The 17,592-nt window shown below is 69.1% G+C and carries 12 protein-coding genes; 10 read left to right on the top strand and 2 right to left on the bottom strand.

Annotated features, from left to right (window positions below; all coding sequences use genetic code 11):
• The first annotated feature begins 242 nt into the window (after positions 1-242).
• The 6 genes from smc to typA all read left to right on the top strand — a co-directional run bounded on the left by smc (position 243) and on the right by typA (position 10,662).
• The gene (smc, locus tag BB334_RS03945; RefSeq protein WP_083200281.1) at positions 243-3,782 is read left to right on the top strand and encodes a chromosome segregation protein SMC; all 3,540 of its coding nucleotides are present in this window, start codon (positions 243-245) and stop codon (positions 3,780-3,782) included.
• Between the two features lie 31 nt (positions 3,783-3,813).
• Positions 3,814-4,935: a cell division protein ZipA C-terminal FtsZ-binding domain-containing protein gene (locus tag BB334_RS03950; protein WP_068804620.1), complete on the top strand. Its 1,122-nt coding sequence runs from the start codon at positions 3,814-3,816 to the stop codon at positions 4,933-4,935.
• Positions 4,932-6,998: an NAD-dependent DNA ligase LigA gene (ligA, locus tag BB334_RS03955; RefSeq protein WP_068804623.1), complete on the top strand. Its 2,067-nt coding sequence runs from the start codon at positions 4,932-4,934 to the stop codon at positions 6,996-6,998. Before BB334_RS03950 ends, ligA begins: the two co-directional genes overlap by 4 nt.
• Positions 6,999-7,053: 55 nt before the next feature.
• The gene (gene galU, locus BB334_RS03960) at positions 7,054-7,956 is read left to right on the top strand and encodes a UTP--glucose-1-phosphate uridylyltransferase GalU (protein WP_068804625.1); all 903 of its coding nucleotides are present in this window, start codon (positions 7,054-7,056) and stop codon (positions 7,954-7,956) included.
• 33 nt (positions 7,957-7,989) lie between these two features.
• Entirely contained in the window at positions 7,990-8,727 is a 738-nt protein-coding gene (locus BB334_RS03965; protein ID WP_068804628.1) for an S-methyl-5'-thioinosine phosphorylase, read from the top strand.
• Positions 8,728-8,844: 117 nt separating this feature from the next.
• Positions 8,845-10,662 carry a translational GTPase TypA gene (gene typA, locus BB334_RS03970; RefSeq protein ID WP_068804631.1) on the top strand — a complete coding sequence of 606 codons (1,818 nt, stop codon included), beginning with the start codon at positions 8,845-8,847 and terminating at the stop codon, positions 10,660-10,662.
• A 137-nt stretch (positions 10,663-10,799) separates the two neighbouring features.
• On the opposite strand, the gene BB334_RS03975 is transcribed toward typA, so the two are convergent.
• Both BB334_RS03975 and map read right to left on the bottom strand, forming a co-directional pair.
• On the bottom strand, positions 10,800-13,376 hold the full coding sequence (locus BB334_RS03975) for a [protein-PII] uridylyltransferase (RefSeq protein WP_068804634.1): 2,577 nt from the start codon (positions 13,374-13,376) through the stop codon (positions 10,800-10,802).
• A gap of 27 nt (positions 13,377-13,403) precedes the next feature.
• Positions 13,404-14,219 carry a type I methionyl aminopeptidase gene (gene map, locus BB334_RS03980; RefSeq protein ID WP_068804637.1) on the bottom strand — a complete coding sequence of 272 codons (816 nt, stop codon included), beginning with the start codon at positions 14,217-14,219 and terminating at the stop codon, positions 13,404-13,406.
• 292 nt (positions 14,220-14,511) lie between these two features.
• On the opposite strand from map, the gene rpsB reads away from it, so the two are divergent.
• The 4 genes from rpsB to frr all read left to right on the top strand — a co-directional run bounded on the left by rpsB (position 14,512) and on the right by frr (position 17,588).
• Complete coding sequence (gene rpsB / locus BB334_RS03985; protein WP_068804640.1) at positions 14,512-15,273, top strand: 30S ribosomal protein S2; 762 nt, start codon at positions 14,512-14,514, stop codon at positions 15,271-15,273.
• Between the two features lie 114 nt (positions 15,274-15,387).
• Positions 15,388-16,284: a translation elongation factor Ts gene (tsf, locus tag BB334_RS03990; protein WP_068804643.1), complete on the top strand. Its 897-nt coding sequence runs from the start codon at positions 15,388-15,390 to the stop codon at positions 16,282-16,284.
• 11 nt (positions 16,285-16,295) lie between these two features.
• A complete protein-coding gene (gene pyrH, locus BB334_RS03995) occupies positions 16,296-17,012 on the top strand; it encodes a UMP kinase (RefSeq protein ID WP_068804646.1) in 717 nt (238 codons plus the stop codon).
• Positions 17,013-17,030: 18 nt separating this feature from the next.
• Positions 17,031-17,588 carry a ribosome recycling factor gene (gene frr, locus BB334_RS04000; protein ID WP_068804649.1) on the top strand — a complete coding sequence of 186 codons (558 nt, stop codon included), beginning with the start codon at positions 17,031-17,033 and terminating at the stop codon, positions 17,586-17,588.
• Positions 17,589-17,592 lie beyond the last annotated feature (4 nt).

Below are 17,592 nucleotides of genomic sequence, written 5' to 3' on the forward strand. Positions count from 1 at the left end.
GCGCGCCACAGGCGCTGTAGGAGCGCAGCCCTCTGCGCGATAAGCGGCGGTGGTGCCCGCGATGACGGCTGCCATCGCCCTGGGGGCAGGGCTCCTACAGCGTCTCGGGGGTGTTGCGAACGGTTACGCTGCACCGCAATAAGCCGCGTGGGCGCTGGGTTTTAAGGTGCTATCATGCCGCTTTGCTGCGCCGGCCGCGGTCGGTGTGGCGGTACCGGAACTCCTTCACCGCAAATCCGCTCGTGCGTCTTACCAAGCTCAAACTCTCCGGTTTCAAGACCTTCGTCGACCCGACGACCGTGATCACCGCCGGCAACCTGGTGGGGGTGGTGGGGCCGAACGGCTGCGGCAAGTCGAACATCATCGACGCGGTGCGCTGGGTGCTGGGCGAGACGCGCGCCTCGGCCCTGCGCGGCGAGTCGATGCAGGACGTGATCTTCAACGGCTCGACCACGCGCAAGCCGGTGCAGCGCGCGAGCGTGGAGCTGGTGTTCGAGAACCTCGAGGGCCGCGCGCCCGGACAGTGGTCGCGCTATGCGGAGATCTCGGTCAAGCGTGTGCTCGACCGCACCGGCACCTCCAGCTACTACATCAACAACGTCCACGTGCGGCGCAAGGACGTGGTCGATCTCTTTCTCGGCACCGGGCTCGGTCCGCGCGCCTACGCGATCATCGAGCAGGGCATGATCTCGCGCATCATCGAGGCGCGCCCCGAGGATATCCGCGGCTTTCTCGAGGAGGCGGCGGGCGTCACCAAGTACCGCGAGCGGCGCAAGGAGACCGAGGGCCGGCTGTCCGACGCGCGTGACAACCTTGCCCGCCTCGACGACATCCGCATGGAACTCGGCGAGCGCATCGGTCACCTCGAGGCGCAGGCCGCGGTGGCGGCGCGCTATCACGAGCTCAACGACGCCCACGTGCAGAAGCAGCAGCTGCTGTGGCTGATCAAGCGCAACGAGGCGCGCGCCCAGCGCGACCGGCTCGCCGACGAGCTCAACGAGTGCACCCGCCGCATCGAGGCCGACAGCGCCCGCCTGCAGGAACTCGAAGGCGGCGTGGAGGCGGCGCGCGAGACGCACTTCGCCGCCTCCGAGGAAGTGCACCGTGCGCAGAGCGAGCTCTTCGCGGTGGGCGCCGAGGTGAGCCGGCTCGAGACCGAGCTGCAGCACCTGCAGGAGGCGCGCAAGCGCGCCGAGGCGCGGCTCGACCAGCTCGACACCGAGGCCGCCGACTGGGGCGCGCGGCGCGAGGCGCTCGCCGCCGAGCGCGAGCGCTGGGAGGGCCTGGCCGAACACGCGGGGCTGCGCGCGGCGCAGGTCGAGGCGCGCCACGAGGAGCTGCTCGAGCGCCTGCCCGAACTGGAATCCGCGCGCGAGGCGGCCGACGCCGCCGCCTCCACCGCGCGCCGCGAGCTCGCCCACACCGAGCAGCAGCTGCGGGTGGAAGAGGCGCGGCGGGCAAGCGCGAGCCGGACCCTCGACGGCCTGCAGCAGCGCCGCGGCCGCATCGAGGCCGAGCGCGGCACGATCGAGGGCCCGGACGAGCGCGCGCTGATGGAGGCCGAGGCGCGCCTCGAGACCCTGCAGGAGACCCTGGAAGACCAGCAGCAGGCGCTCGCCGCGTTGCAGTCGCGGCTGCCCGACGCGCAGTCGGCGCTCAAGCAGGCGCTCGAACACGAACGCGCGGTGCAGCGCCGGCTCACCGAGCTGCGCGCCCGGCGCGACGCGCTCGTGCAGCTGCAGGCGCGGGTGCAGGCGCAGGGCAAGCTCGGCGACTGGCTGCGCCGCCAGGGGCTGGACGGCATCGCGCCGCTGTGGCGCAGCCTGCGGGTGGACGAGGGCTGGGACGCCGCGGTGGAGGCGGTGCTGCGCGAGCGGCTCGCCACCCTGGTGGCCGCCGACCCCGCCGCGGCCGAGGCCGCCGCGCGCTGCCTGCTCGATGAGGCGCCGCCCGAGTCGCTCGCGATCGCGCTGCCCGCGGCGCCGGCCGCCGCCGACGAACTGCCGACCATCCCCGGCACCACCGCGCTGGCCGAGCTGGTGAAGGTCGCCGACCCGGCGCTCGCGCCGCTGGTGGCCGCCTTCCTGCGCGGCTGCCATGCGGTCGAGCGGCTCGAGGACTGGCTGCCGCGCCGCGCCGAGCTGCCCGCCGGGGCGCTGCTGTGCGGCGCGCGCGGCCAGCTGCTCGGGCGCGAGGTGCTGATCCACTTCAGTCCGGATTCTCGCACCCACGGCGTGATCGAGCGCGAGCGTGAGATCGACGCGCTCGCCGGCGAACTGGCCGCGCTCGAGGACGAGGCGGGCGAGGCGCACGGGGCGATGCACGCCGCCGAGCAGCTCGCCGCCGGGCTGCAGGACGAGGCGAGCGGACTGCGCCGCGAGGCGCAATCGACCCAGGCCGCGGTGCACGCCGCCCAGGTGGAGGCGCTCAAACTCGCCCAGGCGCGGAGCCGCGCCGAGGAGCGCCAAGAACAGATCGCGCGCGACCTCGAGGATCTGCTGCACCAGGAGGCGACCGAGCGCGAGCACCACGCGCGTGCCGAGCTCGAGCACGCGCGCGCCGCCGAGCTCGCCGAGCTTCAGCGCGAGCGCCTCGACGCGGCGCAGGCGGTGCTGCGCGAGCGCGAGCAGACGCTGCGCGAGCTGCGCACGGTGGAGCAGGGCGCGGCGCACGAATTGCAGGAGGCGCGCTTTTCCGCGCGTGAGTGCGCCGGCAAGCTGGAAGACATCGAGCGCAACCAGCAGCTCGCCGCCGAGCAGCTCGCACGCATCGCCGCGGAGCGCGACAGCCGCCACACCGAGATCGAGGCGAGCGCCGACGAGCGCAGCCGCGACGCGCTGCACGCCGCGCTCGAGCTGCGCAACACGCGCGAGGCCGCCCTCGCCGCCTGCCGCGACGCGCTCGCCGGCGCGGCAGGCGAACTCAAGCAGATTGAAGAGCTGCGTCTGCGCACCGAGCACGAGAGCGCGCCGGTCCGCAACCGCGTGGCCGAGCTGCGGCTCGCGGTACAGGCGGCCGAGCTGGCGGCGAGCCAGTTCGACGAACGCCTGATCGAGGCCGGCGCCGACGAGGCCGCGCTCTCGCCGCTGCTCGCGAGCGAGCCCAAGGAGGCGAGCCTGCAGCGCGAGGTGAGCCGGCTTGCACGCGAGATCGCCGAGCTGGGCGCGGTCAACCTCGCCGCGCTCGACGAGCTGCGCACCGCCAGCGAGCGCAAGGGCTACCTCGACGAACAGACCGAGGATCTGCTCAAGGCGATCGAGACCCTCGAGGACGCGATCCGCCGCATCGACCGCGAGACGCGCGAGCAGCTGCAGGAGACCTACAACACCGTCAATCGCCAGTTCAGCACGCTGTTCCCGGAACTGTTCGGCGGCGGGCGGGCCGAACTGCTGCTGACCGGCGAGGAGATCCTCGACGCCGGCATCCAGATCGTCGCCCAGCCGCCGGGCAAGAAGAACAGCTCGATCCACCTGCTGTCGGGCGGGGAGAAGGCGCTCACCGCGATCGCTTTGGTGTTCGCGATGTTCCAGCTCAATCCGGCGCCGTTCTGCATGCTTGACGAGGTGGATGCGCCGCTGGACGATACCAATACGGAACGTTATGCCAACATGGTCAAGCGCATGTCGGCGCAGACCCAGTTCATTTTCATCAGCCACAGCAAGATCACGATGGAGTTCGCCCAGCAGCTCGTCGGGGTGACGATGCAGGAGCAGGGCGTGTCGCGCGTGGTGGAAGTCGATATCGAAGAAGCGTTGCGCCTGGCCGAGCCGGTCGCAGCCTGACAAGCAGGACTCAACAGGAAGAGAAGAACTCATGGACAGCGATCTGCAGATTGCTCTCGTCGGCGCGGGGCTCGGACTGGTCGTCCTCATCGTCGCCTACAACAAGTGGCAGGAACACAAGCACAAGCAACGCGCCGAGGCTTTCCGCTCCGAGGGCCGGGACGTGCTGCTCGAGCGGCGCAGCGGCGCCGGCGCGCAGGAACGCAACGAGCCGCGCTTCGGCGACGGCGAGGATGAGGCGGCCGTCGCGGGCGTTGGCGCGTCGGGCGCCGCCCCGTCCGCGGTCCGCCCGGTGCGCGAAGCCCCGACCCGGCGCAGCGCGCCCGAGGTGCCGGAAGTGCTCGATGCGCGCGCCGACTGCATCGTGCGTCTCGAGGCGATCGAGCCGCTCGAGGCCCAGCGCGTGTGGCACGCCCAGTCGCAGCAGCTGGCCGGCCTGCCGGTGCGCTGGTTCGCTCTCGACGAGACCAGCAACCAGTGGCGCGGACTCGACGCCCACAGCGCTGGCGCCTGCCATTGGTACTGCGCTGCGATGCAGTTGGTGAACCGCCAGGGCGCGATCGGCGAGGCCGAGTTCCAGCACTTCTCGGGTGGTGTGCAGCGGGTGGCCGATGCGCTGATGGCGCTGCCGGCCGAGCTGCCGCTGCGCACGGACACGCTGCAGAAGGCGGCCGCGCTCGACCGCTTCTGCGCCGAGGTGGACGTTCAGGTGGGGGTGAACGTGGTCGCCACCGGCGCCCCCTTCGAGGGCAGCCGCATCCACGAGGCGGCCAGTGCGCAAGGCATGACGCTGCAGGGCGACGGCACCTATCACGCGCGCGACGTCGACGGCAACACGCTGTTTACCGTGGGTAATCTCGAGCCCAGCCTGTTCGCCGCCGACATGATGAAGCAGGTGCGCACCGGCGGCCTGACGCTGGTGATCGACGTGCCGCGGGTGTCCGAAGGGCCCGTCGCCTTCGACCTGCTGATGCAGGCGGCGGGTCGCCTCGCCAACGCCCTCGGCGGCGCGGTGGTCGACGACAATCGCACCCTGTTCGGCGCCGAGGCGGCCGACATGGTGCGCGGTCAGATCGCGCAGTTCCAGGAGCGCATGGACGAGCACGGCATTCCGGCGGGCAGCCCGCTGGCGAAGCGACTGTTCGCGATATGAGCGCTGGGCAGCAGGCCGCGGCCGCCGAGGCCGCGGTACGGGTGCGGGCGCTGCGCGCCGAGCTCGCGCGCCACGACCATGCCTATTACGTGCTCGATGCGCCGACCATTCCCGACGCCGAGTACGACCGCCTGTTCCAGGAGCTGCAGGCCCTCGAGGCCGCCCATCCCGCGCTGCGGAGCCCGGATTCGCCCACCCAGCGCGTCGGCGGCAAGCCGTTGCACGGTTTCGCCACCGTGGTGCACAAGGTGCCGATGCTGTCGATCCGCACCGAGACCGATACCACCGAGGCTGGCGCGATCGCCTTCGACGCGCGCATCCGGCGCGAGCTCGGGCTGGCGCCCGAGGCCTCCGAGGCGGCGCCCGACGTGGAGTATGCCGCCGAGCTCAAGTTCGACGGCCTGGCGATCAGCCTGCGCTATGAGCACGGCGTGCTGGTGCAGGCCGCCACCCGCGGCGACGGCCAGCGCGGCGAGGAAGTGACCCAGAACATCCGCACCGTGCGCGCGATCCCGCTGCGCCTGGCGGGCGAAGCGCCACCGGTGCTCGAGGTGCGCGGCGAGGTCTACATGCGCCGCGCCGACTTCGAGCGCCTCAACGCACGCCAGCAGGCCGCGGGCGACAAGACCTTCGTCAATCCGCGCAACGCCGCTGCCGGCAGCATCCGCCAGCTCGACCCCGCGATCGCCGCGCGGCGGCCGCTGTCCTTCTTCGCCTACGGCGTGGGCGACGCCGAGGGCTGGGCGATGCCGCCGACGCATTCCGCCGTGCTCGAAGCGCTCGCCGCCTTCGGCGTGCCGGTGTGCGAGCACCGCGCGGTGCTGCGCGGGGCGCGTGCGCTCGTCGCCTTCCACGCCGAGATCGCGGAAAAGCGCGAGACGCTGCCCTTCGACATCGACGGCGTGGTCTACAAGGTGAATTCGATCGCGTTGCAGCGCGAGCTCGGCTTCGTCTCGCGCGAGCCGCGCTGGGCGGTGGCGCACAAGTATCCCGCGCAGGAGGCGGTGACCCTGCTGCGCGACATCGAGGTGCAGGTGGGGCGCACCGGCGCGCTCACCCCGGTGGCGCGGCTCGAGCCGGTCTTCGTCGGCGGGGTTACGGTGACCAACGCCACCCTGCACAACCAGGACGAGATCGACCGCAAGGACGTGCGCATCGGCGACTGGGTGATCGTGCGCCGCGCCGGCGACGTCATCCCCGAGGTGGTGGCACCGGTGCTCGAGCGCCGCGCGGGCGAGCTACCGCGCTTCGACCTGCTCGCGCGCTACCCGACCTGCCCGGTGTGCGGCTCGCACGTGGTGCGCGGCGAGGACGAGGCGGCGGCGCGCTGCAGCGGCGGCCTGTTCTGCCCCGCGCAGCGCAAGCAGGCGCTGCTGCACTTCGCCAGCCGGCGCGCGATGCACATCGACGGTCTGGGCGAGAAGCTGGTCGACCAGCTGGTGGATGCGGCGATCGTGAAGACGCCGGTGGATATCTACCGGCTCGGCCTGCTCGCGCTCGCCAACCTCGAGCGCATGGGCGAGAAGTCGGCGCAGAATCTGCTGGCGGCGATCGAGAAGAGCCGCCACACCACGCTCGCGCGCTTCATCTTCGCGCTCGGCATCCGCAACGTCGGCGAGGCCACCGCGCGCGACCTCGCGCGCCACTTCGGCGCGCTCGACGCGCTGCTCGAGGCCGACGAGGCGACGCTGCAGCAGGTGCCCGACGTGGGCCCGATCGTGGCCAGAAGCATCGTCGATTTCCTCTCCGAGCCGCACAACCGCGAGGTGATCGAGCAGCTGCGCGCCGCCGGCGTGCGCTGGGAGGAGGGGCCGCCGGCGGTGGCCCCGGCCGGTGCGCTGCTCGGCAGGACCCTGGTGCTCACCGGCACCCTGCCCACGCTCACCCGTGACGAGGCGAAGGCGATGGTCGAGGCCGCGGGCGGCAAGGTGAGCGGCTCGGTATCGAAGAAGACCGACTACCTGGTGGCGGGCGAGGAGGCCGGTTCCAAGCTCGAGAAGGCGCAGACGCTCGGCGTCGCGATCCTCGACGAGGCGGGCCTGCGCGCGCTGCTGCAGTCATGATTCCTGCCGTCCCGCCGTGCGGCGCGGACGGTGTCAACCCGGAGTGCGATCGAACATGAAGAAGATTACCAAGGCGGTTTTCCCGGTGGCCGGCATGGGCACCCGCTTCCTCCCGGCGACCAAGGCAAGCCCGAAGGAGATGCTGCCGATCGTCGACAAGCCGCTGATCCAGTACGCGGTGGAGGAGGCGCTCGCCGCCGGCATCACCGAGATGATCTTCATCACCGGCCGCACCAAGCGCTCGATCGAGGACCACTTCGACAAGGCCTACGAGCTCGAGACCGAGCTCGAGGCGCGCGGCAAGAAGCAGCTGCTCGAGCTGGTGCGCAACACCGTGCCGAAGAACGTCAACTGCATCTACATCCGTCAGGCCGAGGCGCTCGGCCTGGGGCACGCGGTGCTGTGCGCCTCGGCGGTGATCAACGACGACGAGGCCTTCGCGGTGATCCTCGCCGACGACCTGCTCGACAACCGCGGCGGTCCGTCGGTGATGCAGCAGATGGCCGATGTGTACGACTATCACCGCTGCTCGGTGCTCGGCACCATGAACGTGCCGCGCGAGGAGACGAGCCAGTACGGCATCGTCAGCACCGAGGGTCTGGCGGGCAAGGTGCAGCGCGTGACCGGCATCGTCGAGAAGCCGAAGCCGGAAGAGGCACCGACGACGCAGGCGGTGGTGGGGCGCTACATCCTGACCCCGCGCATCTTCGATCACATCCGCGCGCTCAAGCCCGGCGCCGGCGGCGAGCTGCAGCTCACCGACGCGATCGCCGCGCTGATGAAGCAGGAGGCGGTGCTGTCCTACGAGTTCGACGGCGTGCGCTACGACTGCGGCTCCAAGCTCGGCTACCTGAAGGCCACGGTCGAATTCGGCCTCCGCCACCCCGAAACCGGCGGCGAATTCGACGCCTACCTCGCCCATCGCTTCGGCGGCCAGGCGGTCGCGAAGAAGAAGTAAGCCTCGACCACGCTCGACAAGGGAGACACGTCCATGCTCGCCATTATCGGAGGCAGCGGCCTCACCAAGCTCTCGAACATGGAGGTGCTCCGCCGCGAGGTGGCGCGCACGCCCTACGGCGAGCCATCGGGCGCGCTGATCTTCGGCACCATGTGCGAGCGTCCGGTGGTATTTCTCGCCCGCCACGGCTACGGCCACACGATCCCGCCGCACCGGGTGAACTACCGCGCCAACATCTGGGCGCTGCAGCAGGCGGGGGCCGAGGCGATCGTCTCGGTGGCCTCGGTCGGCGGCATCCGCGAGGACCTCGGCCCGGGCACGCTGATCGTGCCGCATCAGGTCATCGACTACACCTGGGGCCGCGAGATGACCTACTTCGAGGGCGGTGAGGGCCTGGTGCGCCATGTCGACTTCACCCATCCCTACGATGAGGTCCTGCGCCAGCGCCTGTTGCGCGCCGGCGCGCTCGCCGGCGAGACGATGGTCGACGGCGGAGTGTACGCCGCCGCGCAGGGGCCCCGCCTCGAGACCGCCGCCGAGATCGACCGCTTCGAGCGCGACGGCGCCGACCTGGTCGGCATGACCGGCATGCCCGAGGCCTCGCTCGCGCGCGAGCTCGACATCCCCTATGCGGCGATCAACGTCGTGGTCAACTACGCGGCCGGGCGCTGGTCGAGCGAGCAGGGGATCCGCATGGACGAGATCGAGGCGGTGCTGCACCACGCGATGGGCCGGGTGCGGGGCGTGCTCGAAATGATCTGCCGGGCCTGACCGCCGCGTCTCCGCCGCATCGCGGCGGCATACTGCCTCCTCATTCCCCGCAAATTCATGTTGCACCGCCATGGCGCATGTTAGAATCCTTGCCCTTTCAAGGACTTCCCCTTCTCCATGACGCGCTCCATCCGCAACATCGCCATCATTGCCCACGTCGACCACGGCAAGACCACCCTGGTCGACCAACTGCTGCGCCAGTCCGGAACCTTCCGCGACAACCAGCAAGTGGCCGAACGGGTCATGGATTCGGGCGATATCGAGAAGGAACGCGGCATCACCATTCTTTCGAAGAACTGCGCGATCCAGTACGGCGACACCCACATCAACGTGGTCGACACCCCGGGCCACGCGGACTTCGGCGGCGAGGTGGAGCGCGTGCTGTCGATGGTCGACGGCGTGCTGCTGCTGGTCGACGCGCAGGAAGGGCCGATGCCCCAGACGCGCTTCGTGACGCGCAAGGCGCTCGCCCTCGGCCTCAAGCCGATCGTGGTGGTCAACAAGATCGACCGCCCGGGCGCGCGTCCGGACTGGGTCATCAACCACACCTTCGACCTCTTCGACAAGCTCGGCGCCACCGAGGAGCAGCTCGACTTTCCGGTGATCTTCGCCTCCGGCCTGAACGGCTTCGCGGTGGAGAACCTCGACGACGAGCGCGTCGACATGCGTCCGCTGTACGAGGCCATCCTCAAGTACGTGCCCGCGCCGCATGTCGACGCCGCCGGCCCGCTGCAGCTGCAGATCTGCTCGCTCGACTACTCCACCTACATGGGCCAGCTCGGCATCGGCCGCATCAAGCGCGGCACCATCCGTCCCAACCAGGAAATCGTCGTGATGTATGGCGACGAGAACCGCGGCAAGGGCAAGGTGAGCCAGGTGCTGACCTTCAAGGGCCTCGAACGCTCGGCGGCGGAGCTGGCGGAGGCCGGGGACATCGTGCTGGTGGCCGGCATCGACCAGGTCAACATCGGCGTCACCCTGTGCGACCCGTCCGCGCTCGACGCGATGCCGCCGATCGCGGTGGACGAGCCGACGCTGACGATGAACTTCATGGTCAACACCTCGCCGCTCGCCGGCCGCGAAGGCAAGTACGTGACCAGCCGCCAGATCCGCGAGCGGCTAGAGAAGGAGCTGCTCAAGAACGTCGCGCTGCGGGTGAATTACACCGAGGACTCGGACGTGTTCGAGGTTTCCGGCCGCGGCGAACTTCACCTGACCATCCTCCTCGAGAACATGCGCCGCGAAGGCTTCGAACTGGCGGTGGGTCGCCCGCGCGTGGTGTTCAAGGAGATCGACGGCAAGAAGTGCGAGCCCTACGAGCTGCTGACGGTCGACGTCGAGGAAGACCACCAGGGCGGCGTGATGGAAGAGCTCGGCCGCCGCCGCGGCGATCTGCAGGACATGCAGCCCGACGGCAAGGGCCGTGTGCGCCTCGAGTACCGCATCCCGGCGCGTGGCCTGATCGGCTTTCAGGGCGAGTTCCTGACGTTGACCCGCGGCACCGGCCTGGCGAGCCACGTCTTCGACGACTACGGCCCGATGGCGGGCGCGATGGGCGAGCGCCGCAACGGCGTGCTGATCTCGCAGAACAACGGCGACGCCGTGGCCTACGCGCTGTGGAACCTGCAGGATCGCGGCCGCATGTTCGTGAGCCCGGGCGACGCGCTCTACGAGGGCATGATCATCGGCATCCACTCGCGCGACAACGACCTCGTGGTCAACCCGATCAAGGGCAAGCAGCTCACTAACGTGCGCGCCTCGGGCAAGGACGAAGCGGTGTCGCTGACGCCGCCGATCCAGCTCACGATGGAATCCGCGATCGAGTTCATCGCTGACGACGAACTGGTCGAGATCACCCCCAAGAGCATCCGCCTGCGCAAGCGCTACCTGCTCGAGCACGAGCGCAAGCGCGCCGCCAAGGCAGACGCCGCGTAATCGCGCCCCCATTCGCCGACACCGCTCGCAAGCACGGTAGGAGCGCACCCCCGTGCGCGATGGCGGCGGTCGTGCCAGGGATGGCGGCGGTTATCGCCCTGGGGGCAGGGCGCCTACAGGCCTGCGGCGAACGCTGACTAGACCTGCAGCTTCTCGAGCAGCTCGCGTTCGATGCGCAACACCGCGGGTTCGCTGGCGAGTTCGGCGCCGGTGATGAGGAAGCTGTCCTCGGCGCGTTCGCCCAAGGTGGTGATCTTCGCCATGTGCAGGCGGATGCCGTGGCGGGCGAGGACCTCGGCGGTGTCGAACAGCAGCCCGGGGCGGTCGGCGGCGGTGAGCGAGAGCAGGTGGTAGCGGCCGGTTTCGTCGGGCTCGATGCTGACCTCGGGCGTCATCGGAAAATGCCGTACCTGGCGCGAAACGCGACCGCGCGCCGGGCGCTCGGGGGGCTTGTCGCCGACCAGGTGCTCGGCGAGCTCATGCTCGATCAGCGACACCACGTTGCGGTAGGCGGATTCGTTGCCCGGGTCCTGCAGCATGAAGCTGTCGAGCGCGAAGCCGTGGCGGGTAGTGTGAATCTTGGCGTCGAGGATGTTGAAGCCGAGCCGGCCGAAGAAGCCGGTCAGGTGAACGAAGAGGTCCTTCCGGTCGTGCACATAGACCATCACCTGCACGCCGGTCTCGTCCTCGGCGACGCGTGCCTTGACCACCGCCGTGGCGGGCGCGGCGCGGTGGTAGAGCAGGCGGGTGTGCCAGGCGATTTCCTCCGGCGAGTGGCGCATGAAGTAGGCGGTGTCGAGCTGCGACCAGAGTTCGTCCTCGACGCCGGGACGCAGGCCATGGAAGCGCAGCAGGCGGCGGCTGTCCTCGATGCGGTCGTCCAGGCCGAGCGCCTGTTGCGGCGTGGCGCCGCGCAGCAGGCGCTGGGTGGCGAGGAACAGGTCTTCGAGCAGCTTCGCCTTCCAGCCGTTCCACACCGTCGGGCTGGTGCCGCGGATGTCCGCATGGCTGAGCAGATAGAGCGCGATGAGGCGGCGCTCGCTGCCGACCAGGCGGGCGAAGCGCGCGATCACCTCGGGGTCGGCGGTGTCCTCCTTCTGCGCCACCTGCGACATCGTCAGGTGTTGCTCCACCAGCCACACCACGAGCGCGGCGTCTTCCGCGTCGAGCCGGTGCACGTTGCAGAACTCGCGCGCGTCGACCATGCCGAGCCGCGAGTGATCGCCGCCGCGGCCCTTGGCGATGTCGTGGAAGAGGGCGGCGACGTAGAGCAGCCAGTTGCGCTCGAAGCCGAGCATCAGCCGGGTCATCATCGGGTACTCGTGCGCGTGCTGCCCCATGTTGAAGCGGCGCAGGTTGCGCAGCACCATCAGGATGTGCTGATCGACCGTGTACACATGGAACAGGTCGTGCTGCATCTGACCGACGATGCGTCGCCACGGCGGCAGGTAGCGCGACAGGATGCCGTAGTCGTTCATGCGGCGGAAGGCGTGGAGTACGCCGCGGCGCATGCGCAGGATGTCGAGGAAGGTCTCGCGGTTGACCGGGTCCTTGCGGAACGCGGCGTTGACACGGGTGCGGTTGAGCCAGAGCGCACGCAGGCTGCGCGCGGTGAGGCCCTTGAGCTCGGAGCGCTGGCCCATGATCAGGAAGCACTCGAGCATCGCCGACGGGTGGCGCGCGAAGACGTCCTCGTGGCGGATGTCGAGCAGGTTGCGCACCACCTGGAAGCGCGCGTTGATGACGATCGCCGCGCCGCGGTCGGGAAAGATCACCGAGCCGTAGTTCTGCAGCAGCACCGTGCTGAGCTGGGTCACCACCTTGGCGGTGACGTAGTAGCGCTGCATGAACACCTCGGAGGCGCGCTTGCCGCCGCTCGGGCCGATGCCCATGATCGAGGCGAGTTTTTCCTGATGGTCGAACAGCAGGCGGTCCTCGGCGCGACCGGTGAGGTAGTGCAGGCGGATGCGCACGTGCTGGAGGAAGCGCTCGACGCTGCGCAGCTCGCTCGCCTCCTTGCCGGTGATCATGCGGTTACGCGCGAGCTCGCGCCAGTTGCGCCCCAGCCCTGCGGCGCGCGAGATCCAGCCCAGCAGCTGCAGGTCGCGCAGACCGCCGGGGCTCTCCTTGCAGTTGGGCTCGAGCGCGTAAGGCGTGTCGTGAAAGCGCAGGTAGCGCTGTTCCTGCTCGAGCTGCTTGGCCTTGTAGAACACGCGCACGTCGAGCGCTGCGTCCAGGCGGGCGACGAACTCGTCGAACAGCGACAGGTTACCGGCGAGCCGGCGCGCCTCCAGCAATGCGGTCTGAATCGTGATGTCGTTGGCGGCGAGGTCCGCGCACTCGTCCACCGTGCGCACCGAATGGCCGATCTCGAGGCCGATGTCCCACAGCGCGCCCACCAGCCGCTCGAGCCGGCCGCACAGCGTGGCATCGGGCGCATCGGGCAGCAGCACCAGCAGGTCTACGTCGGAGCAGGGATAGAGCTCGCCGCGCCCATAGCCGCCGACCGCTACCAGGGCGAGCCCGGCGGGGATTCCGCACGCCTGCCAAAGGCCGACGATCGCCTCGTCCACCAGCTTCGCGCGACCCTGCAGCAGGCGGGCGCTACGCGGCTCGGCCTCGTATTCGGCGCGCAAGGCCGCCGTGCCTGCCTGCAGGCGGGCGCGCGCGGCGGCGATCGTGTCCTGCAGGGCGGCGGTGGCGGCATCGAGCATGGTCGGCCTCCGGCGGGCGGGAAGGAGTCAGGCGAACTGGCTGGCGACGATCGCGGGCGGGGCGGGCGCCTTGTCGGACAGCGTGAGCACCTCGACGCCGCTGTCGGTGACGAGCACCGTGTGCTCCCACTGCGCCGACAGGCTGCGGTCCTTGGTGACGATGGTCCAGCCGTCGGCGAGCGCGGAGATCGCGGCACGGCCGGCGTTGATCATCGGCTCGATGGTGAAGATCATGCCGGGCTTGAGCTCGGCGCCGGTGCCGGCCTTGCCGTAGTGAAGCACCTGCGGGTCCTCGTGGAAGTTGCGTCCGATGCCGTGGCCGCAGAACTCGCGCACCACCGAGAAGCCGCTGCCTTCGGCGTGCTTCTGGATCACCGCGCCGATATCGCCGAGGTGGCCGCCCGGGCGCACCGCGGCGATTCCGAGCCACATGCACTCGTAGGTGACATGGGTGAGGCGCTTGGCGAGGATGCTGCTCTCGCCGCCGACGATGAAGGTGCGGCTGGTGTCGCCGTAGAAGCCGTCGGCGATCACGGTGATGTCGAGGTTGATGATATCGCCCTTCTTCAGCGCCTTGTCGCCGGGGATGCCGTGGCAGACGACGTGGTTGATCGAGGTGCAGATCGACTTGGGGAAGGGGGTGTAGCCCGGCGGCGCGTAGTTCAGCGGCGCGGGGACGGTGTTCTGCACATCGACCATGTACTCGTGACACAGGCGGTCGAGTTCGCCGGTGGTGACGCCCGGCTTGACGAAGGGATCGATGTAGTCGAGCACCTCGGCGGCCAGGCGGCAGGCCACGCGCATTTTCTCGACTTCTTCCGGGGTCTTGATGCTGATTGACATTCTTTCAGGGCTGGGGCTGGCTTCGAAGCCTGTAAGGGTAGCGCTTCCAGGTCCCTGCCGGCAAACCGGTTTTTGCCGCGCGTCTTGAGTCGCGTCATTCGCGCGTGCTAACATCGCGGGCTTGTCTGCTACCGCAGGCAAAATCCACACGCCCGGCAGGATCGGGGTCCGTGGCGCAGGCAAGGCCTGCGTGGCGGCTGGTGTGGCGGAGCGTTCGTTTTCCGGCGGCTGCCGGCGCGCTTTCGTCACGCTGCAGGGCGGAGGTCAAACCCTTGAAATCTGGAGTAAAAGCATGACTGTCACGATGCGTCAGATGCTCGAAGCGGGCGTCCATTTCGGCCACCAGACCCGTTTCTGGAACCCGCGCATGGCCCCCTACATCTTCGGCCACCGCAACAAGATCCACATCGTCAACCTCGAGAAGACGATGCAGAAGTACCGCGAAGCGAGCGACTTCGTGCGCAAGCTGGCCGCCAACCGCGGCAGCATCCTGTTCGTCAGCACCAAGCGCCAGGCCCGCGAGATCATCGCCGAGGAAGGCCAGCGCGCCGCGATGCCCTATGTGGACGAGCGCTGGCTCGGTGGCATGCTGACCAACTTCAAGACGGTCAAGCAGTCGATCAAGCGCCTGAAAGAGCTCGAGGCGATGGTGGAGGACGGCTCGATCGAGCGCCTGCCCAAGCGTGAGGCGCTGACCGTGACCCGCGAGATGGAAAAGCTGCAGAAGTCGATCGGCGGTATCAAGGACATGGGCGGTCTGCCCGACGCGCTGTTCGTGATCGACGTCGGCTACCACAAGATCGCCGTCACCGAAGCCAAGAAGCTCGGTATCCCGGTCGTGGCGGTGGTCGACACCAACCACTCGCCCGAAGGCATCGACTACATCATCCCGGGTAACGACGACTCCTCGCGCGCCATCCGCCTCTACGCCCGCGGCATGGCCGACGCCGTGCTCGAAGGCCGCAACCTGGCCCTGCAGGAAATCGTCGCCGCCGGCGCCGACGAGTTCGTCGAGGTCAACGAAGGCGACACAGGCGCGCAGCAGGAAGCCTGATTCACGCCCGGCCCGCCCGCGGTCCGCGCGATGCCGCGGCCGCTGCGGGCCACAGTTTTTGCGCGGTGGGCCGCAGGTTCGCCGTGTGCAACGCCCAAACATTCAGGAGCTAGCATGGCGGCAATTACCGCAAGCATGGTCAAGGAACTGCGCGAGAAGACCGACGCGCCGATGATGGAGTGCAAGAAGGCGCTGACCGAAGCCGATGGCGACATGGCCAAGGCCGAGGAACTCCTGCGCGTCAAGCTCGGCAACAAGGCCTCCAAGGCGGCCGCCCGCGTCACCGCCGAAGGCATCGTCGGCACCTGGCTGGCCGACGACGGCAAGCTTGCCGCGATGGTCGAGCTCAACTGCGAGACCGACTTCGTCGCCAAGAACGACGACTTCATTTCGCTCGCCGCCCGCCTGGCCGAACTGGTCGCCGCGAAGAACCCGGCCGACGTCGAGGCCCTGTCCGCGCTCGAGCTCGACGGCCAGACCGTCGAGGCCTTCCGCACCGCGCTGGTGGGCAAGATCGGCGAGAACCTGAGCATCCGTCGCTTCACCCGCATCGAGGCCAAGGGCCTGGTCGCGAGCTATGTGCATGCCGGCGCCAAGATCGGCGTGCTGGTCGACCTGGTCGGCGGCGACGAGCAGCTCGCACGCGATCTGGCGATGCACATCGCCGCCTCCAAGCCGAAGTCGCTCGACGCCTCGGGCGTGAACCAGGAGCTGATCGACGCCGAGCGCCGCATCGCGATCGAGAAGGCGCGCGAGGCCGGCAAGCCGGAAGCCATGCTCGACAAGATCGCCGAAGGTACGGTGCAGAAGTTCCTCAAGGAAGTGACGCTGCTCGGCCAGGTCTTCGTCAAGGCCGAGGACGGCAAGCAGACGATCGAGCAGCTGCTGAAGGCGAAGGGCGCCTCGGTCGCCAGTTTCGTCCTTTACGTGGTGGGCGAAGGCATCGAGAAGAAGGTGTCCGATTTCGCCGCCGAAGTGGCCGCCCAGCAGGCCGCCGCCGCGCAGAAGTAAGGAGTTACGCGATGACTGTCGCCGCCTACAAGCGCATCCTGCTCAAGCTCTCGGGCGAGGCCCTCATGGGCGATGATGCCTACGGCATCAACGAGGAGGTCGTCAGCCGCATCGTCGCCGAGATCGCGGAGGTCGTGCGCCTCGGCGTGCAGGTCGGTGTGGTGATCGGCGGCGGCAACATCTTCCGTGGCATGAAGGGCGCCGCGTCCGGCATGGACCGCGCCACTGCCGACTACATGGGCATGCTCGCGACGGTGATGAACGCGATGGCGCTCGCCGACGCGATGCGCCGCCTCGACGTGCCAGCGCGGGTGCAGTCCGCGCTGCGCATCGACCAGGTGGTCGAGCCGTACGTGCGCGGCCGCGCGATCCGCCAGCTCGAGGAGGGCAGGGTGGTGATCTTCGCTGCCGGCACCGGCAACCCCTTCTTCACCACGGACACCGCCGCGGCGCTGCGCGGCGCCGAGATCGGCGCCCAGATCGTGCTCAAGGCGACCAAGGTCGATGGCGTGTATACCGCCGATCCGCACAAGGATCCGGACGCCCAGCGCTATCATCGCATCAGCTTCGACGAGGCGATCGGGCGCAATCTGGCGGTGCTGGACGCCACCGCGTTCGCGCTCTGCCGCGACCAGAAGCTGCCGATCAACGTGTTCTCGATCTTCAAGCCCGGCGCGCTCAAGCGCGTGGTGATGGGCGAGGACGAAGGCACGCTGGTCCATTCCTGATCCATAGCGAGGACCCGCATGATTCCCGAACTCATCAAGACCGTCGATCAGAAGATGGGCAAGTCGGTCGAGGCCCTCAGGACCGACCTCGCCAAGGTGCGCACCGGTCGCGCCCACACCGGCCTGCTCGATCATATCCAGGTCGATTACTACGGCTCGATGGTGCCGGTCAATCAGGTCGCCAACGTGACCCTGATCGATGCCCGCACGATCGGCGTGCAGCCTTGGGAAAAGAACATGGTCGGCAAGGTCGAGCGCGCGATTCGCGACTCCGACCTCGGCCTCAACCCGGCGTCGATGGGCGAGCTGATCCGCGTGCCGATGCCGATGCTCACCGAAGAGCGCCGGCGCGATCTCACCAAGGTCGTCCGCCACGAAGGCGAGGCGGCCAAGATCGCGGTGCGCAACATCCGTCGCGACGCCAACGCGCAGCTCAAGGAGGCGGTCAAGGATAAGACCATCTCCGAGGACGACGAGCGTCGCGCCGAGGAGCAGATCCAGAAGCTGACCGACCGGCACGTGATCGAGATCGACAAGCTCCTCGAGCAGAAAGAACAAGAGCTGATGCAGATTTGATCCG

This window comes from Thauera phenolivorans, from assembly GCF_001696715.1.
Classification (GTDB): Bacteria; Pseudomonadota; Gammaproteobacteria; order Burkholderiales; family Rhodocyclaceae; genus Thauera; species Thauera phenolivorans.